This window comes from Paenibacillus sp. JT22N1 (assembly GCF_059692155.1).
Genome location: NZ_JCAUAW010000005.1, coordinates 311,518 through 331,850 on the forward strand (window position 1 = coordinate 311,518; position 20,333 = coordinate 331,850).

At 45.6% G+C, this 20,333-nt stretch carries 24 protein-coding genes; 17 read left to right on the forward strand and 7 right to left on the reverse strand.

The window, feature by feature from the left end:
• The first annotated feature begins 61 nt into the window (after positions 1-61).
• The 6 genes from galU to AC58UU_RS12560 all read left to right on the forward strand — a co-directional run bounded on the left by galU (position 62) and on the right by AC58UU_RS12560 (position 5,321).
• Positions 62-952, forward strand: coding sequence for a UTP--glucose-1-phosphate uridylyltransferase GalU (gene galU, locus AC58UU_RS12535; RefSeq protein ID WP_497316006.1), 891 nt, complete (start codon positions 62-64; stop codon positions 950-952).
• A 49-nt stretch (positions 953-1,001) separates the two neighbouring features.
• Positions 1,002-2,387: a lipopolysaccharide biosynthesis protein gene (locus tag AC58UU_RS12540; RefSeq protein WP_497316257.1), complete on the forward strand. Its 1,386-nt coding sequence runs from the start codon at positions 1,002-1,004 to the stop codon at positions 2,385-2,387.
• Positions 2,388-2,533: 146 nt separating this feature from the next.
• Complete coding sequence (locus tag AC58UU_RS12545) at positions 2,534-3,130, forward strand: acyltransferase (protein ID WP_497316008.1); 597 nt, start codon at positions 2,534-2,536, stop codon at positions 3,128-3,130.
• A 25-nt stretch (positions 3,131-3,155) separates the two neighbouring features.
• Entirely contained in the window at positions 3,156-4,325 is a 1,170-nt protein-coding gene (locus tag AC58UU_RS12550) for an SAF domain-containing protein (protein ID WP_497316010.1), read from the forward strand.
• Between the two features lie 125 nt (positions 4,326-4,450).
• Positions 4,451-4,642 (forward strand): hypothetical protein, encoded by a 192-nt coding sequence (locus tag AC58UU_RS12555; protein WP_497316012.1) that lies wholly within the window; start codon positions 4,451-4,453, stop codon positions 4,640-4,642.
• Positions 4,643-4,787: 145 nt separating this feature from the next.
• Positions 4,788-5,321, forward strand: coding sequence for a tyrosine-type recombinase/integrase (locus AC58UU_RS12560; protein ID WP_497316013.1), 534 nt, complete (start codon positions 4,788-4,790; stop codon positions 5,319-5,321).
• A gap of 143 nt (positions 5,322-5,464) precedes the next feature.
• On the opposite strand, the gene AC58UU_RS12565 is transcribed toward AC58UU_RS12560, so the two are convergent.
• Positions 5,465-5,836 carry a helix-turn-helix domain-containing protein gene (locus AC58UU_RS12565; protein ID WP_497316015.1) on the reverse strand — a complete coding sequence of 124 codons (372 nt, stop codon included), beginning with the start codon at positions 5,834-5,836 and terminating at the stop codon, positions 5,465-5,467.
• Positions 5,837-6,002: 166 nt separating this feature from the next.
• Between AC58UU_RS12565 and AC58UU_RS12570 the strand changes: the two genes are divergently transcribed.
• The gene (locus tag AC58UU_RS12570) at positions 6,003-6,359 is read left to right on the forward strand and encodes a hypothetical protein (protein ID WP_497316017.1); all 357 of its coding nucleotides are present in this window, start codon (positions 6,003-6,005) and stop codon (positions 6,357-6,359) included.
• A gap of 126 nt (positions 6,360-6,485) precedes the next feature.
• Positions 6,486-6,707: a hypothetical protein gene (locus AC58UU_RS12575; RefSeq protein ID WP_497316019.1), complete on the forward strand. Its 222-nt coding sequence runs from the start codon at positions 6,486-6,488 to the stop codon at positions 6,705-6,707.
• 200 nt (positions 6,708-6,907) lie between these two features.
• On the opposite strand, the gene AC58UU_RS12580 is transcribed toward AC58UU_RS12575, so the two are convergent.
• Positions 6,908-7,336 (reverse strand): DUF2621 domain-containing protein, encoded by a 429-nt coding sequence (locus AC58UU_RS12580; protein ID WP_497316021.1) that lies wholly within the window; start codon positions 7,334-7,336, stop codon positions 6,908-6,910.
• Positions 7,337-7,502: 166 nt separating this feature from the next.
• Here AC58UU_RS12580 and AC58UU_RS12585 point away from each other — a divergent pair, with 166 nt between their 5' ends.
• From AC58UU_RS12585 to ppnP, 4 genes are all read left to right on the forward strand, one after another.
• Entirely contained in the window at positions 7,503-8,630 is a 1,128-nt protein-coding gene (locus tag AC58UU_RS12585) for a deoxyribonuclease IV (RefSeq protein WP_497316023.1), read from the forward strand.
• A gap of 66 nt (positions 8,631-8,696) precedes the next feature.
• Positions 8,697-9,596, forward strand: coding sequence for a formyltetrahydrofolate deformylase (gene purU, locus AC58UU_RS12590; protein ID WP_497316024.1), 900 nt, complete (start codon positions 8,697-8,699; stop codon positions 9,594-9,596).
• Between the two features lie 189 nt (positions 9,597-9,785).
• The gene (gene tkt, locus AC58UU_RS12595; RefSeq protein WP_497316026.1) at positions 9,786-11,807 is read left to right on the forward strand and encodes a transketolase; all 2,022 of its coding nucleotides are present in this window, start codon (positions 9,786-9,788) and stop codon (positions 11,805-11,807) included.
• A 78-nt stretch (positions 11,808-11,885) separates the two neighbouring features.
• The gene (ppnP, locus tag AC58UU_RS12600; RefSeq protein WP_307549580.1) at positions 11,886-12,203 is read left to right on the forward strand and encodes a pyrimidine/purine nucleoside phosphorylase; all 318 of its coding nucleotides are present in this window, start codon (positions 11,886-11,888) and stop codon (positions 12,201-12,203) included.
• 465 nt (positions 12,204-12,668) lie between these two features.
• Here ppnP and AC58UU_RS12605 read toward each other — a convergent pair whose 3' ends face one another.
• The 3 genes from AC58UU_RS12605 to AC58UU_RS12615 all read right to left on the reverse strand — a co-directional run bounded on the left by AC58UU_RS12605 (position 12,669) and on the right by AC58UU_RS12615 (position 14,172).
• The gene (locus AC58UU_RS12605) at positions 12,669-13,043 is read right to left on the reverse strand and encodes a hypothetical protein (RefSeq protein WP_497316028.1); all 375 of its coding nucleotides are present in this window, start codon (positions 13,041-13,043) and stop codon (positions 12,669-12,671) included.
• Positions 13,036-13,560 (reverse strand): ImmA/IrrE family metallo-endopeptidase, encoded by a 525-nt coding sequence (locus AC58UU_RS12610; protein ID WP_497316030.1) that lies wholly within the window; start codon positions 13,558-13,560, stop codon positions 13,036-13,038. Before AC58UU_RS12610 ends, AC58UU_RS12605 begins: the two co-directional genes overlap by 8 nt.
• A gap of 204 nt (positions 13,561-13,764) precedes the next feature.
• Positions 13,765-14,172: a helix-turn-helix domain-containing protein gene (locus tag AC58UU_RS12615; RefSeq protein WP_497316031.1), complete on the reverse strand. Its 408-nt coding sequence runs from the start codon at positions 14,170-14,172 to the stop codon at positions 13,765-13,767.
• A 164-nt stretch (positions 14,173-14,336) separates the two neighbouring features.
• Here AC58UU_RS12615 and AC58UU_RS12620 point away from each other — a divergent pair, with 164 nt between their 5' ends.
• The 5 genes from AC58UU_RS12620 (at position 14,337) to AC58UU_RS12640 (ending at position 17,591) form a co-directional block, all read left to right on the forward strand.
• The gene (locus AC58UU_RS12620; RefSeq protein ID WP_497316033.1) at positions 14,337-14,756 is read left to right on the forward strand and encodes an ArpU family phage packaging/lysis transcriptional regulator; all 420 of its coding nucleotides are present in this window, start codon (positions 14,337-14,339) and stop codon (positions 14,754-14,756) included.
• Between the two features lie 1,020 nt (positions 14,757-15,776).
• Entirely contained in the window at positions 15,777-16,634 is an 858-nt protein-coding gene (locus AC58UU_RS12625; protein ID WP_497316035.1) for a minor capsid protein, read from the forward strand.
• Positions 16,615-17,013: a phage holin family protein gene (locus AC58UU_RS12630; protein ID WP_497316037.1), complete on the forward strand. Its 399-nt coding sequence runs from the start codon at positions 16,615-16,617 to the stop codon at positions 17,011-17,013. The genes AC58UU_RS12625 and AC58UU_RS12630 overlap by 20 nt, the downstream gene beginning before the upstream one ends.
• Positions 17,010-17,441 carry a glycoside hydrolase family 73 protein gene (locus AC58UU_RS12635; RefSeq protein WP_497316039.1) on the forward strand — a complete coding sequence of 144 codons (432 nt, stop codon included), beginning with the start codon at positions 17,010-17,012 and terminating at the stop codon, positions 17,439-17,441. Before AC58UU_RS12630 ends, AC58UU_RS12635 begins: the two co-directional genes overlap by 4 nt.
• A gap of 15 nt (positions 17,442-17,456) precedes the next feature.
• Positions 17,457-17,591 (forward strand): N-acetylmuramoyl-L-alanine amidase, encoded by a 135-nt coding sequence (locus AC58UU_RS12640; protein WP_497316041.1) that lies wholly within the window; start codon positions 17,457-17,459, stop codon positions 17,589-17,591.
• Between the two features lie 314 nt (positions 17,592-17,905).
• Here AC58UU_RS12640 and AC58UU_RS12645 read toward each other — a convergent pair whose 3' ends face one another.
• Together AC58UU_RS12645 and AC58UU_RS12650 are read right to left on the reverse strand one after the other, a co-directional pair.
• Complete coding sequence (locus tag AC58UU_RS12645) at positions 17,906-18,574, reverse strand: DNA-binding response regulator (protein WP_497316042.1); 669 nt, start codon at positions 18,572-18,574, stop codon at positions 17,906-17,908.
• 282 nt (positions 18,575-18,856) lie between these two features.
• The gene (locus AC58UU_RS12650; protein ID WP_497316044.1) at positions 18,857-20,140 is read right to left on the reverse strand and encodes an NAD(P)-binding domain-containing protein; all 1,284 of its coding nucleotides are present in this window, start codon (positions 20,138-20,140) and stop codon (positions 18,857-18,859) included.
• Positions 20,141-20,333: the final 193 nt, after the last annotated feature.

Here is a 20,333-nt window from a genome sequence, read left to right on the forward strand (position 1 = left end):
TTTCGTTGATACAAAATGTATCTGGAAAGAGAAAAAAAGCAAGTTGAGGAGAGAAAATTCGATGCGAACTATCCGAAAAGCGATTATACCCGCAGCAGGGCTGGGAACTCGTTTCCTTCCTGCTACCAAAGCGATGCCAAAAGAGATGCTTCCCATTATTGATAAGCCAACGATCCAATATATCGTAGAAGAAGCGGTACAATCGGGCATCGAAGACATTATTATCGTTACAGGCAAAGGAAAACGTTCGATTGAGGATCATTTCGACAATGCCTTTGAGCTGGAACACAAGTTGATGGAAGCGGGCAAGATGGAGCTTCTGAAGGAAGTACAAAGGTCCTCGAAGGTGGAGATTCACTATATCCGTCAGAAGGAGCCGCGTGGACTTGGCCATGCAGTCTGGTGTGCACGCCGTTTCATAGGCGACGAGCCGTTCGCGGTGCTGCTTGGCGATGATATTGTCTCTTCCCAAGTTCCCTGTCTGAAGCAACTTATTCAGCAGTACGAAGCGACCGGATCTTCGATTATCGGTGTTCAACAGGTACCAGACGATCAGACGTATCGGTACGGAATCGTCGATCCCGACAAATCGAAGGGGCGTTTGTACAGCGTCAATTCTTTCATCGAAAAGCCTCAACCTGGTCATGCCCCTTCTAATCTTGCGATTATGGGACGCTACGTGCTAACGCCGGAAATTTTCCAATTTCTGGACTTGATGGAAACGGGGACTGGCGGCGAAGTACAGTTGACAGATGCTATTCAGAAGCTGAACAAGCAGCAGGCTGTGCATGCATATAACTTTGAAGGCATCCGTTACGATGTCGGCGAAAAGCTGGGGTTCATTCTGACCACGCTTGATTTTGCACTTATTAATCAGGAGCTGCGTATGCCACTGCTTCAGGCGATGGAGGTATTATTGGAGCGCGAAAAGGCTTTAAAACTGCTTGGCTAATAATGAGAGGCGGCAGAGGTGAAATTCGTAAAAGGCAGGTGGCTTGAAAGTGGATGAATCGATTGCGCTGCGAAGGAGAAGAAATGTATCGCTCCTGAAGCGGTTATGGAAAGGAGGAGATACTGCCTCAACGTCCATTAGGGCTTTCTTAGTTTCCATACTTATCCTTGGTTTAAACATGCTCACAGGTATTCTCACGGCCCGCTTTCTCGGTCCGGACGGTCGGGGCGAGAATGCCGCAATTATTCTATGGCCGCAGTTCCTTGCCTTCACGATGACATTCGGCATCCATTCTGCTGTGCTATACAACATTAAAAAATATCCGGCAGATGCTGGTCGGCTTTACATGGCTGCGCTTCTTATGAGCTGTGTAGCCGGGGCTATAGCCTGCACGGTCGGATATACGTTCATTCCGGTATGGCTGGACGATTATTCACCACAGGTAATTGCCTTTGCACAGTTTTCTATGGCTGCTTCGCCAGTGCTGCTATTCAGTTTCATCAACAATGCGACGCTTCGTGCGCGGGAGGAGTTCGGGTTGTTCAACCTGACTCGCTATCTCGTGCCGATCCTGACGCTTGCCGCCTTATTGACACTGGCGCTCTTCGGCAAACTGACGCCCTTTACCTCAGCCGCCTCTTATTTGGTAGCCAATGTGCCGGTCGCGCTTTGGATGACGATCCGTTTTCTGCGTATTTACCGTCCGAAGCTGAAAGGGCTCGCCGAATCGTACAGACGAAACGTTCGGTACGGTGTCGGATCATTTGGGGTCGATTTGCTCGGCAATATAGGTTTGTATGTCGATCAGCTTATCGTAATCCGTCTTATGGCAACAGCTGAGCTTGGGCTGTATGTAGTAGCTGTTTCTCTCTCGAGAATGGCGAATATCTTCTCGCAGTCCTTATCGCTCATCCTGTTTCCCAAAACCTCAGGGATTCCTAAGGAAGAAGCCGTGTCGATGACGCTTAAAGCATTCCGCGTATCGACTTTCATTTCTCTACTTGCGGCAGGGGCAGTTATGCCGATCGCCTCGTATGTGTTGAAGATGATATACGGACCGGAATTTGCGTCTGCGGTTCAAGTGTTCCGCATTCTCATTTTTGAAGTCATTTTAACCGGTGCTTGCATGATTTTATCGCAAGTATTCATGGCGCTCAATAAGCCAGGAATCGTAACGGGAATGTACGGTATTGGTGTTGCGGTGACGGTGCCGATGATGTACGTGTTGATTCCGATCTATGGTATTACAGGCGCTGGTTGGGCACTGCTTTGCGCAGGATTTTGCAGGTTCATTTATATCTGCTTACATTATCCGATTAGCTTGAAGGTCGGATTTCCGAAGCTCATAAGTCCCAGCGAGGATTGGCGTTGGTTGCACAGTACGCTGCTTGGCAAGATGAAACCTCAACAATTAAATCGTATGAAAGACGTGTGAAAAATCTGGAAGAGATGATTCATCGGATGCTGCAATCGTTAATCGGTGGCGACCATCCAACGAGTGGCAAAGTGTCTTCGCATTAAAGCGAATGATTCAGGAATGGAGAGAGGGATATGCTTCGAGCAAGCACTATTTTCAGGAACTTGCATCATAAGAAGAACAGTCTGCTCACACTGTTCTGGTTCAAAATGTTATTCAAACGTTTGGGTAAGCATTCGTGTATTTCTACTCCGTTCTACCCTCATAACACGGAGAATATTGAAATCGGGGAACGGGTATATATCGGTCCTGGGGGGCGGGTCGAGGCTCATCCAGTGCTTCCGGAGGAAAGAGGCACCGTGGTGAAAATCGGAAACAGGGTTGTTATAGGGCACAATGTAACCATTTCTGGTTCGATTTCTCTCACGATAGGCGACGATGCGCTAATTGCAAGCAACTCTTATATCACGGATAACAATCACGGTATGAATCCGCTTGACAAGCATTATCTGCATCAGGCACTTGAAACGTCCCCGACGGAGATCGGACCAGGCGTTTGGCTCGGTCAAAACGTGTGTGTGCTTGCTGGTTCTACAATCGGTGAGCGCTCGATTATCGGTTCAAACAGCGTAGTGATGGGAGAGATCCCGCCGTACTGTATCGCTGTAGGGGCACCGGCCCGCGTCGTCAAACAATTCTGCTTCAACACAAAGACCTGGAAACGGGTGGAATCTACTACCAAAAAGGCCGTTGGCCGTTAAAAACAAATGAGGAGGAATAATTAAAATGGAACGTACAAATCGTATTGGTGTAATCGGAACAGGGTTTATTTCGAAAGGATTAGTGATTGAAATTGAAAAAGCGCTTGGCTTGAAGGTGTCTAAGGTGTTGACTCGCCGAAACATTGATCATTGCTCCGACTATCCGTTGAAGGATCGACTGACAAATTCGGTCGATGAGCTGATCGACAACGCCGATTTGATCGTTGAGTGCTGCGGCGACGTGATTTACGGTACGAATACGATTCTGCGCATTATGGAAGCGGGTATACCAGTCATCACGATTAATGCAGATCTTCAGGTGACTACCGGCTCATACTTAGCAGGTAAAGGGTTTATTACTGAAGCGGAGGGCGATCAGCCGGGCTGCTTAGCGGCACTTCATGAGAATGTCGTCAGCATGGGCTTTAAACCACTTGTTTACGGAAATATCAAAGGGTTTTTGAATCTGAACCCTTCAAAAGAAGATATGTTGTATTGGGCTCGCAAGCAGGGGCTCAATCTCGGCTTGCAGGTATCATTTACTGATGGCACGAAGGTACAGATCGAGCAAGCGCTCACTGCTAATGGTCTTGGCGCATCGATTGCTGAACCAGGTCTGGTTGGTATGCCGTGCGATGACGTCCGTAGTGGCTCGGAAGCGCTCGCCTTGAAGGCAAAAAGCTTAGGTTACCCGATCTCCGACTACATCCTATCGCCCAAATCTCCAGCAGGTGTGTTCATTGCCGCTGAGCATGACGATCGCCACCGCGATTATTTAAAATATTTGAAACTGGGCGATGGTCCGTTCTATACGTTGTATACAACGTTCCACCTGTGCCATCTGGAAGTCGTAAAAACAATCCGTCGAGTTCTAAGCGGCGGAGGCGTATTGCTAAATAACAGTGTTCAACCTACAGTGTCGATTGCAGCAGTTGCCAAGCGCAAGCTGCAGCCGGGTGAAATAATCGAGAGAGGTGTCGGTTCATTTGATGTTCGCGGCATTTGCGTGAATATGCAGCAGAATCCGGACCATGTGCCGATCGGATTACTAACGGGAGCGGTAATCCGCCGACCGTTGGAAGAGGGTGAAATATTGACATTGAACGATGTGGATATTCCCGATAGTATCGCGACACATGCCTGGCAACAAATTGTCAAACAATCCGTTCATAGGGATAGTGTCATGCCGGCATAGAAAGAACGAAATGATGATCAACACGTTAAGCCTGATCGCTTGAAAGCGATCAGGCTCATATACTGTTATTATGAGGTGAGCCAAATGACCATAAGGTGCAAGAGTTCAAGAACGTTAGCTTGACTATGACTTCTTTGGATGTTTCTTACCTTTTTGTTTTTAAGAATATCGCTGCTGGGATGGATGTTTATGGTAAATATGTAATTGTACAAGCCTGTCAAACCGCGAACGAAAAAGCGGATATTTTCACCATAGAAACAGCGGGGAAAGATACGTATTGTATCGGATTAAAAAGCAAAGAATATCTTCAGGAGTGATTACTAGCGAATTGGGAATACGGAAAATTAATTATGCAGGTTTGGGATGAACTAAAAAGGGGGAAATAATGCATTGACAGAGATATTACTTCGATGGCAATAGAAGTTAGCTTTTAAAATAATAAAAAAGGAGTTGCAATTATCCATGCAGGTTGTACAACCGATTCGCGATCAACAGAAAATTGAAGAAATACAAGAAATATTAATAAATCAGTCTGAAAGGGATTGGCTTTTGTTTACGATTGGTATTAATTCTGGGATCCACTTGAGTGATCTGCTTATGCTGAGAGTCAAGGATATAAAGGGGATAAATAAAGTTATGATTAAGGAGGAGAAAACGGGAAAGGAAAAAGTATTTATCATTAATAATCAACTGAAGGAATGGATTGCTGAATATGTTATGAACATGGATGATAACGATTTCATATTTCCCTCCCAGAGAACAGGAAAGCCAATTAAACGCATTCGGGTATATCGGATCTTAAATGAGGCTGCAAAGCAAGTAGGTCTGAATGATATCGGCACTCATACACTACGTAAAACTTTTGGATACCATTATTATCAGAGAACGAGAAATGTCTCTGCGCTCCGTGATTTGTTTAACCATTCAGCACCTTCGGTGACCTTAAAATACATAGGTATTCACGCAGAAAAGGTAGAACTACAAACAAACATTTGATCTACGAATGAAATCAGTAAAAACTAGCAGATATTTAATCAATGTACTTGACATGATACAAAATGTATCATAAATTAAGTATATGAAAGCAAGGAGTTAACTAGAACTAGTCAGAAATTGGCTAAATGGTGAGCAGAACAGTCTTATTTCAGAGACCGTTCTGCCCTCACGAAAGCAATGAAACGTTTCGCCTCTTCAGGAGTTAGCTTACTTCCATCCACCGTCAAAGAGAACTTCTCCAGTATATTGTCGTCTGATAGCTCCAAATGATCCACAAAGTCCCGCACATCTTGGTCAAGTAATTGATCTGGTTGATCTGTCCTGCCTAGTAAATAATCTATTGAGACTTTAAAGAAGGAAGCAATTTTATTGATGGTATCATAGTCTGGTTCTCTTCTAGAAGTTTCATAGTGTGAAAGGGCCGCTCTCGAGATACCCAATTTGTGTGCTAAGTCTTCCTGCGTTAATGCCTGTTTTTCACGCAGAAGAGCAATTCTGTCCCCGCATTTAGTCATGAATAGTTTCCTCACAATCAATAAGAATTTGCAATAACACAGTATAACACATAGTCAGTACTATTATACAGTCTTCTGCAAGATAAGAAAACCAAAAAGTGAGTTTTTTAGATACATACAGTTACAAAGTGTATCATTTCTTTGTGGCAGAGAAAGGGTTTTGCTCATGAATAGGATAGAATTTCAAAGTACCATGAGGCTTTCCCAGATCTATGGAATCAAAAAAGTTTCCAATCCAGCCAAAGTTACCCTTACGGAGGTAAGCACAAAAGGATTACAGTTTACTTCAAGTTTAAGACTGCCCATTAATGAAAATGTAATCTGGAGCTTTCAACTCAAGCTATTGGTTGGAGAAGCAATAATCTCAGATTGTGTGACTGGTTTTGATGGAGAGTATTTTGAATATTCGGCACTCTGGAGAGGCTTTAAGAAGCCCCAAGAGGATTATCTTAGAGCGTTAATAAGTTACAATTTTTTTCACAGATATGATTCTCAAAGAAAACGGATTGACCTATTATGCTAAATGGTGGATCCCGCTTGCTCGATTTTTTTCAATAAGCTCTTGAATTGTTACGAAACGTATCATATAATGAAAAACAGTTGGTGTATCAGTTTTCGACAATTGGCAACTTAATATGGAGGATATTTTATGATAAATTCAGAAAAGGTGTATTGTATAGAATGTGATACGGTTATAGCAAAAAGAAGCGCTGAGAAAATATTTAAAACAGGTTTCTATAGAACAACTATGCCATTGGCTCATTGCAAAGAATGTGCATGTACGGAAATTCAAGATTTAGATATTGAGAACGAGATTGTAGCCATTACGAAAGAATGTTACTCGGACTATGGACTGCCTTTGGTGTTATAGCCAAACATAAGTGATATCACTGCTGCAGCTAATTATTTTTTCCTACTAGCCATTTGAAAGTGCAGCTGCAGCATAAAGATTAAGATGTGGCAAGATTGTGGTGTTATATAGAAAAATGAGTTTTTTCATGTTCACAAATGAAAGCGTTTACATTAATTGGTGGCACGCCATCTATAACAATATAGATGGTGTATTCTTGTTTAATTCAATAAATGCTTGAATGCACTATAGTCAATCTGCTGCTTTTCGAGGAAGCTAGTCAAGCTCTTATAGTCGCGCCGCGGTGTTGCGAGAATGTAACCTTGAATACAGTGGTCACGCGTTACTTCACTTGCATGCGCCTCCAGGGCAACCTGTCCAATACGAGCTGCGATGGAATGCTTCGCAATATCTCTAAAGGCTGTCGGTACAGGTGATACCAATTGATCGAGAAATGTTTTAGAGTCTTCTGTCCATAAGTGCCGCGAGCTGTCCACGTAGTGATTTTGCCAATCCAGCTTCGACTTACCGTCTTCCTTGGGCAGCACCTTTAGGAACTTCCGAAACATGAAAAATCCGCCAATGGACATGAACAAAAGCAGGACACATACCCAGAAAATGATGAACCACATGAAAAAATCATTAGCCATTTATTTGTCACCTCACTAGCCTACATCAATAACTCATAAGAATTATACCTTATTTCTAGATTTCTTGCGACAATCCTAGTAAAATAGGAAGGTAGTAGACGTAACTACTTTGGTCTTCCATACCTAAGTAGTTGCGTAGTAGACACACAAAAAGGAGTTAACCATTATGCCCAAAATTGGCTCACACGTTTCGTTCTCAGATAAAGGCTTGTTAAATGCAGCAGAAGAGGCAGTCACATACGGTTCTTCCACATTTATGATATACACAGGTGCCCCACAAAATACGCGCCGTAAACCGATTGAGGATCAATTTATCGAAGAAGGTAAAGCAGTAATGGAGAAGCATGCGATGAACGAAATCGTCGTACACGCTCCCTACATTATTAATCTAGGTTCTTATAAAGAAGATACCTTTGAGTTAGCCGTGCGTTTCCTTCAGGAAGAGATTCGTCGGACAGACTACATTGGCGTTCGCAATATCGTTCTTCACCCTGGGGCTTACACGGACAAGGATGCGGAGTATGGCATTGCCAGAATCGCGGAAGGTCTGAACGAAGTACTTGCAGGGGTTAAAGATACGAATGTGAACATCGCGCTGGAAACTATGGCTGGCAAAGGGACAGAGATTGGCCGCAGCTTTGAGGAATTAGCTGAAATTATGGAACAAGTTGAGTTTAACAACAAGTTATCCGTTTGTCTTGACACTTGCCATATTCATGACGCCGGGTATGATATTGTGAACGACCTCGATGGCGTTCTGCATCATTTTGACAAAGTAATCGGTCTAGAAAAGCTTGGTGTTATTCACTTGAATGATAGTAAAAATCCTCGCGGAGCCAGCAAGGACCGCCACGCGCCGCTTGGTTCAGGTTGGATTGGCTTTGAGGCTATGAATAATGTTGCCAACCATGAGAAGCTGCAGCATTTGCCTATGATTCTTGAAACTCCTTGGATTGGTAAAGAAGATAAAACGCAGCGTCCGATGTACGAAGCAGAAATAGCGCTGTTGTCAGGTAACCTCAGTGGACGTTTTGGCGGCGAATTCTTGGATCATGTAGAGCGAATTGACTTTTTGTTAGGCAAAAAAGAGATTCATTTCCGTGATTTCGTTCTGAATACATGGGAATTATTGAAAAATGATGCCAAGGCTAAGAAAGCGGACGGACGTGAGCCGCTGGAGCGTTTGTATGATATTTTACATGAAGAAAATCTCTTCTCTGACCTTAGTGAGGAGCAGATTAATCAACGATTGATTGTTTGGCTCGCAGGTAAAGATATACTCAAAAAAGCTTAATATAGATTACAGCAAACTAAAAAGAAAGCTTTCTTACAGAAAGTTAAAGCTATTAGGGGGATTAACATGGAACAGGGAAGTACGAATAACTCATTGCGCAGGGAGAGCGTGATGGTGAATAGGGCAAGAATGTTGATCTCATGTCCGGATCAGCCGGGAATCGTCGCGGCGGTCTCGCAATTTTTGTTTGAATATGGTGCGAATATCGTGCAATCCGATCAATACACAATGGATCCTGAAGGCGGCATGTTTTTCATCCGGATCGAGTTCGATTTAACGGAGCTTGGGAGCCGGGTTGACCAGTTGAGAAAGGATTTCTCTGTCGTTGCGGACAAGTTCTCCATGGATTGGAGTCTTTCTCTTGCTAGTCAGAAGAAGCGAATCGCTATCTTCGTATCGAAGGAAGATCATGCACTGCTTGAGCTGCTTTGGCACTGGCGCGCGGGTGATCTTAACGCAGATATCGCGATGGTCATTAGTAACCATCCGGACATGCAGTCGCTGGTTGAGCCTTTTGGAATTCCCTATCACCATATTCCGGTTACCGCGGATACGAAGGCTGAAGCCGAGCGTCGTCAGCTTGAAGTCGTTGGAGACAATGTTGATGCGATCGTATTGGCTCGCTATATGCAGATCGTTTCGCCTTCTTTTATTAAACACTACGCTAACCGTATGATTAATATCCATCATTCCTTCTTGCCTGCCTTTGTCGGCGGGAAGCCTTATGCGCAAGCCCATAACCGTGGGGTGAAAATCATTGGCGCTACCGCACATTATGTGACGGATGAACTGGATGGCGGACCTATTATTGAACAGGACGTTCAAAGGGTTAGCCACCGTGATAACGTCGAAGATTTGAAAAGAATCGGTCGACATATTGAACGGATCGTCCTTGCTAGAGCGGTAGCTTGGCATGTAGAAGATCGTATTATTGTGCATAATAATAAGACAGTTGTATTTAATTAGGCTAGATTAGGCTGTGTCCATTGCTGGATGCAGCCTATTTGCTAGTGACCGCTTAGGCTGATGATGTTTTAGCGGGTTATTGTGGCAAAGCCTTAAAGCAAATGGTACAATAATGCAAGCGATAAGAGTCACTTGTATGTACAAGTCATTGATTGACGAAAATACAGAAATATAGGAGGGAATTTTCGAATGACAGTAACAAACAAAACAATTGAACAATTAGCGGTCGACACGATCCGTACTTTGGGTATCGACGCCGTTGAGAAAGCTAAATCAGGTCACCCAGGTATGGTCATGGGGGCTGCGCCAATGGCTTACGTGCTGTGGAAACAGCATATGAAGCACAACCCATCTAATCCTAAATGGGTCAATCGTGACCGTTTCGTGCTTTCTGCCGGCCACGGATCCATGCTTCTATACAGCCTACTTCACTTGTGTGGATATGATCTGCCAATGGAAGAGATCAAAAACTTCCGCCAATGGGGAAGCAAAACGCCAGGGCATCCGGAATACGGTCATACAGCAGGTGTTGACGCGACTACGGGTCCACTTGGACAAGGTATTGGTATGGCAGTTGGTATGGCCATGGCGGAAGCTCACCTGAGAGAGACTTACAATAAAGAGAATTTCCCTGTAATCGACCACTATACATACGCAATCTGTGGTGATGGCGATATGATGGAAGGCGTTTCATCAGAAGCGGTTTCCTTAGCAGCTCACCTTAAATTGGGCAAATTAATCATGATGTACGATTCCAATGATATCTCGCTGGATGGCGAGCTTAATATGGCATTTTCCGAGAACGTTGAGAAGCGTTTTGAAGCTTACGGTTGGCAAGTTCTGCGCGTTGAAGAGCAGAATGATCTTGCGGCGATTTCCAAAGCAATTGCTGAAGCAAAAGCTGATACAACGCGCCCAACACTGATCGAAGTGAAAACGACAATCGGTTTCGGCAGCCCGAATAAAGGCGGCAAAGGCGGACACGTTGGACCTCACGGATCTCCGCTTGGCGGCGAAGAAGTGAAGCTGACGAAGCAAGCTTATGGCTGGCCTGAAGAGCCGGACTTCTTAGTTCCGGACGAAGTAAGAGCGCACTACGCAGAAATTCAAAAAGAAGGCGCTGCAGCTGAACAAGCATGGAGCAACTTGTTGAATGACTACATCAAAGCATATCCGGAATTGGGTAACCAGTTCAACGCGGCAGTAAACAATGAATTGCCAGCAGGCTGGGACGCAGATCTTCCTGTATACAGTACATCAGACAAGCCAATGGCGACTCGTGTTGCTTCCGGTAATGCAATCAACGCGATTGCACCTAATTTGCCGCAATTGATCGGCGGTTCCGCGGATCTGGCAAGCTCGAACAACACCATGATCAAAGGCGAATCCAATTACAGTGCCAGCAACTATGCGGGTCGCAATTTATGGTTTGGTGTTCGTGAATTCGGTATGGGTACAGCGATGAACGGTATGGCTCTGCATGGCGGAGTTAAAATATACGGGGCTACATTCTTCGTGTTCTCCGATTATTTGCGTGCATCGATTCGTCTTGCTGCTCTTATGCAACTTCCGGTTATCTATGTTCTAACACATGACAGCATCGCTGTTGGTGAAGATGGACCGACGCATGAACCGGTTGAACAATTGCCAGCGCTTCGTGTCATTCCGGGTATCACCGTTATTCGCCCTGCTGACGGGAACGAAACATCAGAAGCATGGCGCTATGCGATTTCTGAGGCGAAAGGGCCAGTTGCACTCGTATTGACTCGTCAAAACCTGCCGATTCTTGAAGGAACTGTTCAAGGCGCGAAAGAAAATCTAAGCAAAGGCGGATACGTTGTATCCGATGCTACAAATGGCAAGCCAGTTGCACAAATTCTGGCAACAGGTTCCGAAGTACAATTGGCTGTCGCAGCGCAGAAACTTCTTGAAGCCGAAGGCATTAACGTTCGTGTCGTAAGCTTGCCTAGCTTGGAGCTGTTCGAGAAACAATCCAAAGAATATAAAGACTCCGTCATTTTGCCGGAAGTGAAGAAACGTCTTGCTGTTGAGATGGCTTATCCACTTGGTTGGGAACGTTATGTTGGCGACCAAGGCTCTATCCTCGGTATCTCCACATTCGGAGCATCCGCACCAGGGGATTTGGTTCTCAAAGAATACGGATTCTACCCAGAAAACGTAGCAGCTAGAGTGAAAGCTCTATTATCTTAATAATTAACAGTAGCTACAGCCCACCTCCGCGTGGGCTTGGCATTATTCTTAGTCATTTTAGAGGGGGAACCAATCACCATGTCTAGCTTTGAAAATGTAACTGTATTAACGAAAGCCAACGTTTATTTCGACGGTAAAGTGACTAGCCGCACAGTTCAATTCGCCGATGGCACCAAAAAAACACTCGGCATTTTGCTCCCGGGTGAGTACGAATTCGGAACAGATGTTAAAGAAATCATGGAAATCCAAGCTGGTGAGCTGAACGTATTGCTTCCAGGCAGCAGCGAATGGATTACCATCAGTGGCCAAGGTGAATTCACAGTTCCCGCCAATGCAAAATTCAAGCTCGAAGTGAAAACAGTAAGCGATTATATTTGCTCTTATATTAATGAGTAATTAAAACCCTTCAGATCCCATACATCTATCGGATAAATTGTCCGATGATGTATGGGATTTTTTTCGCCAGCATTTATATGTTTTGGGTTTGGGTTTAGCAAAGCTTACCCATCTCGCGGAAAGCGTGGTTTTCGCGCTTATTTGTTCGGGCGCTCCTGAATAAGCGCGTTTTCCGCGCTTATTCAGCGCGGACGCGCAGGATGGTCTGCTGAGAAGTCGATTTTCGACTTCTCAGACTCTGTCGACGAGCTTCGGCTAGCGAGCTTTCGCTGTAAGCGCGGTTTTCGCGCTTATTCAGCGCGGACTCACAGGATGGTCTGCTGAGAAGTCGATTTTCGGCTTCTCAGACTCTGTCGGCGAGCTTCGGCTAGCGGAGCCCTCGCCGAAAGCGTGGTTTCGGCGCTTATTTGCTCGGGCGCTATAGAATAAGCGTGTTTTCCGCGCTTATTTGTCTTTGGGGCGGATTTATTTGGATGACCAGGGATAGAGGGAGCGGGTATCCATCTGCAGCACTTCTTCGATGTCGCTCATGCGTATCCATAGCTGCTGGATGTATTGAAGGTCATTAAGAAGCGCAATATGCCGCTGCTTAATCCTAGAGATGCTGACGCCGATGCATTGGGGGTGTCCTGGATTGATGACGAGGTCATCCAGCAAAACGGTAATTCCAGCCTCTAAGTCGGGGATTTCTTCCATCTTAAGCTGCTGAAACGGTGCGCTTAATGGAATGTACATTGAAGTTTTGTTCCAGTCTAGCTCGTGAGGCTGAAAACGCAGCGCCATGAGAAAGGGTTGGATGCGCTCTTCATGGAAGTCATAAAAAACAGTCAGCTTAGCCATCAGAGGGAGCCCCTTTTTGTTTCAAATGCTCCAGCTTGTCCATGATAAGACGAGTTGCATCGGACCAATTGTCTGGATTGTATTTGCTAGCTTGGCTTTGAGTAAATAGTTGGTATTCGTGATCCAAAATGCCTTGTAGGACGCGCCGTTGAATTTGTTCAATGCGCGCTGCTGCAAGCCGATGGGTTACTTGAAATTCTTCGGAGAGAAGGGCAATCATTTCGTTCTTTTGCTCAGGTAGCGGTAGCTTCTTAAGCATAGAAATGGGTATTGCCGCGTAGAGCTGGAAGGCAGATGCATCCTGCTCCTGCCAATCGACATAGCGATCGGGCATGATCATTTGGTTGCCGGAATGGCGAAGCACATGACAAAGCTCGTGAAGGAAGTCTTCCCACTGCTCTTTGGCAGATAATCGACGGTCTACGTTGATGCTGAATTGTCCGTTATTTTCGACAGCCATGCTGTTCATATCCATCGCATAAACCCAAATATGCAGTTTAGCAGCCAAATTGGTCATGCTAAGCTGAGCTGGCTCTGTGATATCATGTTGGAGATATAAAGCTTCGACCCATTGTTCCAGAGGGGTGGTTTGGTAGTGAGTGAACAGGACAAACACCTCATTATAGGAATATATGTTCGTTTATTTAAGGTAAAGAAAAGCCCGCTAGGGCTTGGCTTCATTATTAAAGGTTAAGTTCATCAAGGTGGCGTTTAGCCACTGTTACTGTTGACTATCTGGATTACGGGTCTGCTGCTGCTCCTTGATGAAGTTCCAGAAGCGGAGCATTTCGTCTCGCTTCTCTTTAGGAGCGTTTTGGAAATCTTTAAAAAATAAGCTAACCTCGGGGTCATCGATTTCTGCAGCTTGGATCGGGTCAGAGGATCCTTCGAGAGCCTCTTCTTCAGTAGGAGCAAACCCGGCAAGCAGTAGAAGATCATCCTTCTCCGAACTGGTAAGTGCATCGGCTAAGGCGATAACCGTTTCTCTGGATGGATTGAAGCGGTTATTTTCTATGGAGTGTATAAATGAATAACTGACACCGGATCGTTCCCCGAGCTCTCTAAGTGAGAAATGGTTCATCTTGCGTAGATCCCGAATCCGAATGCCAAATTGCACCATATCTTTCATCGCTTCATCACCTATCCCTATTGTAAATGGTTGTGGATATAAAAAACAAGAGGAACAAATAAAAATGTTTAGAATTTCAAAACATTTGTGTTGAATTTTAAAACGAAAAGAACTATGATTTGTTTAGAATTTCAAAACATTAACTTTTAGGAGATGATGAACAGATGGTGGAACGTATTTTACATATAGAGCAAGAGCAAATTGATCGGCGGGCAACGCGCAAGCGGGTGGAAGATGTGCTTGAAACGGTTCGTATGTACAGGTTGATGGGGGCTGTGCGAAGAGAGAGAGGAGCTATTGTGGACATGATGATGAATGGTATAGAGATGGGGAGTCCTACTGTGCATAACACTGAGTCTGAGGATATGATGATAAGGTTAAATTCAGAGTGTGAGCATGCTCTATCCATATTAGAAGTAGACGAACAGGAAATTATTCGCAAACGCTACTTGCAAAAAGATAAGCAATTCGACTTCATGCTGTTTCATGAATTGAACATGAGTGAGCGCACGTATCACAGGGTGAAGGCTAAGGCAATAGCGAAGCTGGCATATATGCTGCGGTTGGAAGTAGTCTCTCAGTGACGATGCCGATAGGCTGGCGTATTACGATAGCTATCAACAGATGGAAATAGATGGAGAAGCTGTACAAGGTGACAATCGGTTGGCCGTTCGTTGGCATTTCGTCCAAATATTGGTGTGTTAAGATCGTTGTGTAGAGTAATGAGGGAGGTGATTATGCTGAACAGGATGCAAGGGACAACGTCCAGATCGAGCAGATCTGTGAGGGCTGCTTAGGGGACGAATGGAAGGAGTGAAACGGGTGGTAGTTAGTTCAATTAGGCAGTGTATGTTTTGAAAAGAAAAAAATGTTTTGAATTTCAAAACATTTATAAACTCACACTTCACTTACCGTTTTACCGACTCACCCAATCACTTACTCACTGACCCTTAAGGATTTGTGGTAAGTGGGAATGCTGGAGCGAAGTGTTGTAACGATGTTTTACATCGTTACAGAGGGCTCCGGCGGTAAGATCGACGCTAGTACGATGTAAACCATGCTTACAGATGAGTCAAAGAGGCGGAAACGACTGGATGGTGAGCTGTAACGATGTTTTACATCGTTACAGAGGGCTCCGGCAGTGAGATCGTAGCTGAGACGATGTAAACCATGCTTACAGAAGAGACAAAGATGCGGAAACGACTGAATGATGTGCTGTAACGATGTTTTACATCGTTACAGAGGGCTCCGGCGGTAAGATCGACGCTAGTACGATGTAAAACATGCTTAGAGATGAGTCAAAGAGGCGGAAACGACTGGATGGTGTGCTGTAACGCTGTTTTACATCGTTATGGAGGGCTCCGGCAGTGGGATCGTTGCTGAGACGATGTAAAACATGCTTACAGATGAGTTAAAGAGGCGGAAGTCACTGGATGGTGAGCTGTAACGATGGTTTACATCGTTATGGTGGGGTCCGGCAGTGGGATCGTTGCTGAGACGATGTAAAACATGCTTACAGATGAGTCAAAGAGGCGGAAACGACTGGATGGTGTGCTGTAACGCTGTTTTACCAGGAAGGAGGTGAAAAGAAGTGAATGATTAACATGGCAAATCAACTAGCGTTATATCTTCAGTCCGAAGGTGTGGGAACACTTGGGAGCGACATGTTCGTGGACAGTTTTCCGCAGGCCCCTGATGAGGCCATCTGGCTCACCCACGTTGGTGGCAACGCGGAGTTCAAGCTAGACGCGCCGGGCAGCTGGCGCAAGCTGAGCTTGAACGTGAGAAGCACAACGCCGGTGGGGGTGCTGGATCGCATCTGGATCTCTATTAACAAGCTGCTCAATCCGGATGATGGTGTCATCAAGGTGGACGGGCAAACCTACACGGTGCAAATTACTGCGCTGCCTGCTGTGCAGGACAAGGATGCGGAAGGCAGATGCATCATAAAATCTGTCCTGATCCTTCGGCAAGTAAAGCCTGTGCAAGAAACTTGGCTGAAAGCTATAACCGTATTTACGGAAGCGGCTTTAGGCTCGCAGTGGCACGTGTACCGTGGATTCAATGGTACGTGTCGACCAAGCGTCTCATGGCAGTGTTTGAGCGTACAGAGTGCGTCGGAGTCTAGAGGTGCTTGCCAGCTTACGAAACAACTCGTTGGGCAGATTGCTGCGAGGTCGGCAAATGAGTATCAGTTGGCCGTTCAAATATTACTGCTGGGACTGGCTGAACAAGCTAAATTGCCAATGGGAGGCGCTGGAGGCAGGTGGTTAACGGTGACTAATTCCAGCGCAACGATGCGCTCAGGGGATTTGTCCACAGGGATTCTGACCGTTACTTTAACGGGCGCAGCTGCAGCTCCGCAAGGCACGTTACCTCTCATCGCTGGCGTTCAGACAGCAGCCTCTCCCAAGCAATCTGAACAGAAAGGAGCAAAAACGAATGAACCATATCGGTTTTAACCTGATTTCAGGCACACTCGGAGCGCTCGCGACCAATGCCTTCGGCGAGTGGAACGAACTTCTTAGCCTATTTCTAATGGCGATACTCGTCGATTATGTAACGGGCATTGCCGCCTCGATGAGGGAGCAGCGTGGACTTAATAGCCAAGTTGGCTACTGGGGTCTTGCCCGCAAAGGACTGATGCTGCTCGTGATTATGTTGGCTCATCGAATGGATATTCTGATGGATACAGACCTGATGATGACGGGAGCAATTTACTTTTACTTGGCGAATGAGTTTATTTCTATTACTGAAAATTACGGACGATTAGGACTGCCGCTGCCCAGTTTTTTGAAGCAGATGATTCAAGTGCTGCGAGGCAAGGAGGGAGGCTTATGAGCAAAGAAAGTTTTATTGGTCAATTAGCTCCAGCCGCACAAGCGGATTTGCGGGAGTTTGGTATTTTAGCATGCGTCACCATCGAACAAGCTATTTTGGAAAGTGGCTGGGGTCGCTCAGCTCCAGGTAACAATTTGTTTGGGATCAAAGGGAGCGGGCAGCAGCAAGTTACTCAGGAATTCATAAACGGCAAGTGGATACAAATTGTAGATGGCTTTCGAGTATACGACAACTGGCTTGATAGCGTTCGCGATCATTCGCTGCTGCTTGCTCACAATCCCAAATTCGCAAATGTGCTACACGAAAGAGACTACAGGTGTGCTAGTCAAGAGCCGCAGCACGCAGGTTATGCAACAGATCCGCAGTATGCGGACAAGCTGATTCGGATTATTGAAGGGAGCGAGCTAACTTTTTTTGATCAGATATAGGAGGAAAGGGGGTATATGATGAGTTCAGATGATGCAAAAAAGATTACTAACTTCTTATCCGCTGCTTGGATGAGCACAGAGGATGTAGAAGCTAGAGTGGAGTTTCACCGTTTGGCTGACGAGCTTCGGAAAGCGTCCGGGCAGCAGTAAGCTGCTAATGCTCAACAACGATCCGATAATCAACCAGGCTATCGGCGTAACGCTAGTAACCCGTCAGCTCAAACCTAAATAAGAGTCTCTAGAGACTCTTATTAAGACGTTTTCTCTTCACTTGAGGTAAATAGAAGTCTCCAAAGACTCTTATTTGCGCAGATGATCCAATTTGGCGCATCTTTTTTAACAAATAGAAGTCTCTAGAAGCTTCTATTTTCACTTAAACCCGTGAATTGGTACAAATAGAAGCCTCTAAAGGCTTCTATTTTGAGGAACCGAGCTATTTTGGCCGTCAACGCCTCTATATTAGCCTAAATAAGCAAATTTCTTCCCTTTGGATCCAGAATGTAGGAGCGAATTCTCTGCTCTCCACTGGCGGGTTTTATTATCCCTTTCCTGTGTAGGCTATGAAGCCACTTTCGTGCGTGCTCAACTCGGATGCCCAAGTGTCCAGCTACTACATGCGGTTTAAGCGGATCTACGGAACTCGTAGCCAGCCGGGCGATTTCTTTTTCTCGATGTGTGAGTGAAATAAGTTGAGTCTGATTACCATACCATCGCCCCATGATGTACAGGATGACTTGCTGGCAGCGTCTTTGATGCCCTGTGATATCATCGAGGGAGAACCGAAAGATCTTCCATTCGTCGAGTACCAACTGATTCTGCCGCATTAAGTTGTCCCCGAAACGAGAGCGGTCAATATCTCTCGCATGTGGACCATACCCGTCGATCTCGAAACAAATTCGATGCGGAGGACGGAGATAAACAAAGTCAACGAACCGCGTGTTGTCTTGAAAATCTCTTACTTCATACTCGGGATGAAGATGGCGAAAATGCCCAATGATTGGCCACCAGACATGCTGCATAAATTGTTTTTCAGCATAACCATGCCCCTCTCTTAATCGGCGCAAACGCTCTCCTGTTCGTTTCTCCTCATGTAATCTAACAAAGTTTTCATGCTCTTTTACAAACTCCATCATTCCAGCCTCCGACTATAAAGTGTTTTTCTTATTTTCTCGCTATGTTCAACTTTAAGCTGAGCTGTGGTTTGGCCTGGTGTAGTGTAATGTAGTGTGGTGCAGTGCAGTGCAGTTTGATATAGCGTGGTTTGTGTAATGAAGTTCTACACTTACCTAGAAATCAAAAATACCGCCTCTCCCAAAAGGGAAAGACGGCATGTTCTTCATGCATCGTTTAATGTATTATCACTATTTCGTAAGCGTACTATCACTATTTCTTAAGGGGTTCTTTAAAAGGTTCTCCTAATAAGCATACGCAATATGATCCTCAATATACTGCTCCAACTTGATCCGCACATAAGGCGGCAAGGCGGAGAGCATGCAGCCATAACGGAAGTTGCGGCCGTCAGGCTCGATGCGAATCACGCGAGCCGTAATAGGCGGCAGTTCTGCTTCCTGCGGGAAGTGGATGACGATGAACATGTCCGGCGCAAGCGGGGCTGCCGACGTGATCTGCAGTCCGCTCTCGGACAAGTCGAAGAGAGTGCCGTCGATGTTTTGGCCGGAGAAGGAACCTTCCTGCTCCCATTGGTAAATGGACAGCTTCAGGCTGATGTCCAGCTTCACGCGCGTGTTCCGGCGGCGTTCACGGCCAGAAAGCGGCGACGCCGGATTCTCTGCAGCAACGACAGGCTCGCTCGGTCTAATGACCTGCTGACCCATCCATTCTTCATAACATTGAATGACGGAGCTTAAATCTTCTTCGCCGAGGCCTTTGCTAAGGCCAATTTGGAATAAGTTGGTAGCCGACTGCAGCATAGGCGTTGGCAGCTGGAACTTGCCTGTAATTTCCTGTGCAAGCTGGAGATCTTTCAGCATCAGCTTCAGGGAGAATTGATTGCTGAAATCGCGATCGATAATTTTATCGCCTTTCAGCTCTACCATCTTGCTGTTCGCTCCGCCGGAGCGAACAATCTCTAAGAATTGAGCAGGGTTCACCCCTGCTTTAACCGCAATCGATAAACCTTCGGCTAAGCCGGCTAAATTAATGCCCACCATCGTGTTGTGGGCAAGTTTCGCGTACGAACCGGAGCCGTTCGGCCCGAGGTAAAGTGCTTTACTGCCAAGTGCGAGGAATACATCTTGATGCTCGTCGAACACTTCTTGGCTGCCGCCGACCATGAAAGTAAGCGTACCTGCTTCGGCAGCAGGTTTACTGCCTGTGACAGGCGCGTCGAGGAAGTCGACGAAATGCGCCGCGAGCTCCTCAGCCAGCTTTTGACTTGTTTGCGGGGCTACGGTACTGGAGTCAATAATCGTGAGTGCTGGATGAATACCACTCAGAATGCCCTGCTCACTGTAGAATGTTTCTAATAGTGAAGCATCATTGCTAAGCATTGTAATCAGAACATCCGAACTGCGAGCTACTTCAGATGGGGTCAAACCCACTTCAGCACCAAGATGGGCTAGCTCGTCCGCTTTTTCAGCAGTTCGATTATATACAGTTACCATAAAACCTTTTTGAATAAGGTTAGCAGCCATGGGTTTGCCCATAGTGCCAAGTCCAATAAAGCCGATACGTTTCATGATCCTTCACCTCTAGATTCATTTTATCATGGGTATTATAACCTGTGAATTACTTTATAGGGATCTTTGGTCGGAGACCAAAGTCTCTCCGCTTACGCGATCGCTCATCGTTGAATATCATTCAATATAGGATCGATTACTTGCTTTTGGACAGGCAAATAAGTATGCTAGGAAAAGGAAAAAAATAGAGATG

Bases quoted from the DNA above. Each gene is read 5' to 3' on its own strand.
- AC58UU_RS12565 (WP_497316015.1), bottom strand. From the start codon at position 5,836: ATGACTAAATGCGGGGACAGAATTGCTCTTCTGCGTGAAAAACAGGCA.
- galU (WP_497316006.1), top strand. From the start codon at position 62: ATGCGAACTATCCGAAAAGCGATTATACCCGCAGCAGGGCTGGGAACT.
- AC58UU_RS12625 (WP_497316035.1), top strand. From the start codon at position 15,777: ATGGCAAATCAACTAGCGTTATATCTTCAGTCCGAAGGTGTGGGAACA.
- AC58UU_RS12550 (WP_497316010.1), top strand. From the start codon at position 3,156: ATGGAACGTACAAATCGTATTGGTGTAATCGGAACAGGGTTTATTTCG.
- AC58UU_RS12555 (WP_497316012.1), top strand. From the start codon at position 4,451: ATGACTTCTTTGGATGTTTCTTACCTTTTTGTTTTTAAGAATATCGCT.
- AC58UU_RS12570 (WP_497316017.1), top strand. From the start codon at position 6,003: ATGAATAGGATAGAATTTCAAAGTACCATGAGGCTTTCCCAGATCTAT.
- AC58UU_RS12640 (WP_497316041.1), top strand. From the start codon at position 17,457: ATGATGAGTTCAGATGATGCAAAAAAGATTACTAACTTCTTATCCGCT.
- AC58UU_RS12560 (WP_497316013.1), top strand. From the start codon at position 4,788: ATGCAGGTTGTACAACCGATTCGCGATCAACAGAAAATTGAAGAAATA.
- AC58UU_RS12635 (WP_497316039.1), top strand. From the start codon at position 17,010: ATGAGCAAAGAAAGTTTTATTGGTCAATTAGCTCCAGCCGCACAAGCG.
- AC58UU_RS12585 (WP_497316023.1), top strand. From the start codon at position 7,503: ATGCCCAAAATTGGCTCACACGTTTCGTTCTCAGATAAAGGCTTGTTA.
- AC58UU_RS12610 (WP_497316030.1), bottom strand. From the start codon at position 13,560: ATGACCAATTTGGCTGCTAAACTGCATATTTGGGTTTATGCGATGGAT.
- AC58UU_RS12580 (WP_497316021.1), bottom strand. From the start codon at position 7,336: ATGGCTAATGATTTTTTCATGTGGTTCATCATTTTCTGGGTATGTGTC.
- AC58UU_RS12575 (WP_497316019.1), top strand. From the start codon at position 6,486: ATGATAAATTCAGAAAAGGTGTATTGTATAGAATGTGATACGGTTATA.
- ppnP (WP_307549580.1), top strand. From the start codon at position 11,886: ATGTCTAGCTTTGAAAATGTAACTGTATTAACGAAAGCCAACGTTTAT.
- AC58UU_RS12645 (WP_497316042.1), bottom strand. From the start codon at position 18,574: ATGATGGAGTTTGTAAAAGAGCATGAAAACTTTGTTAGATTACATGAG.
- AC58UU_RS12615 (WP_497316031.1), bottom strand. From the start codon at position 14,172: ATGAAAGATATGGTGCAATTTGGCATTCGGATTCGGGATCTACGCAAG.
- AC58UU_RS12630 (WP_497316037.1), top strand. From the start codon at position 16,615: ATGAACCATATCGGTTTTAACCTGATTTCAGGCACACTCGGAGCGCTC.
- AC58UU_RS12650 (WP_497316044.1), bottom strand. From the start codon at position 20,140: ATGAAACGTATCGGCTTTATTGGACTTGGCACTATGGGCAAACCCATG.
- tkt (WP_497316026.1), top strand. From the start codon at position 9,786: ATGACAGTAACAAACAAAACAATTGAACAATTAGCGGTCGACACGATC.
- AC58UU_RS12605 (WP_497316028.1), bottom strand. From the start codon at position 13,043: ATGGCTAAGCTGACTGTTTTTTATGACTTCCATGAAGAGCGCATCCAA.
- AC58UU_RS12620 (WP_497316033.1), top strand. From the start codon at position 14,337: ATGGTGGAACGTATTTTACATATAGAGCAAGAGCAAATTGATCGGCGG.
- purU (WP_497316024.1), top strand. From the start codon at position 8,697: ATGGAACAGGGAAGTACGAATAACTCATTGCGCAGGGAGAGCGTGATG.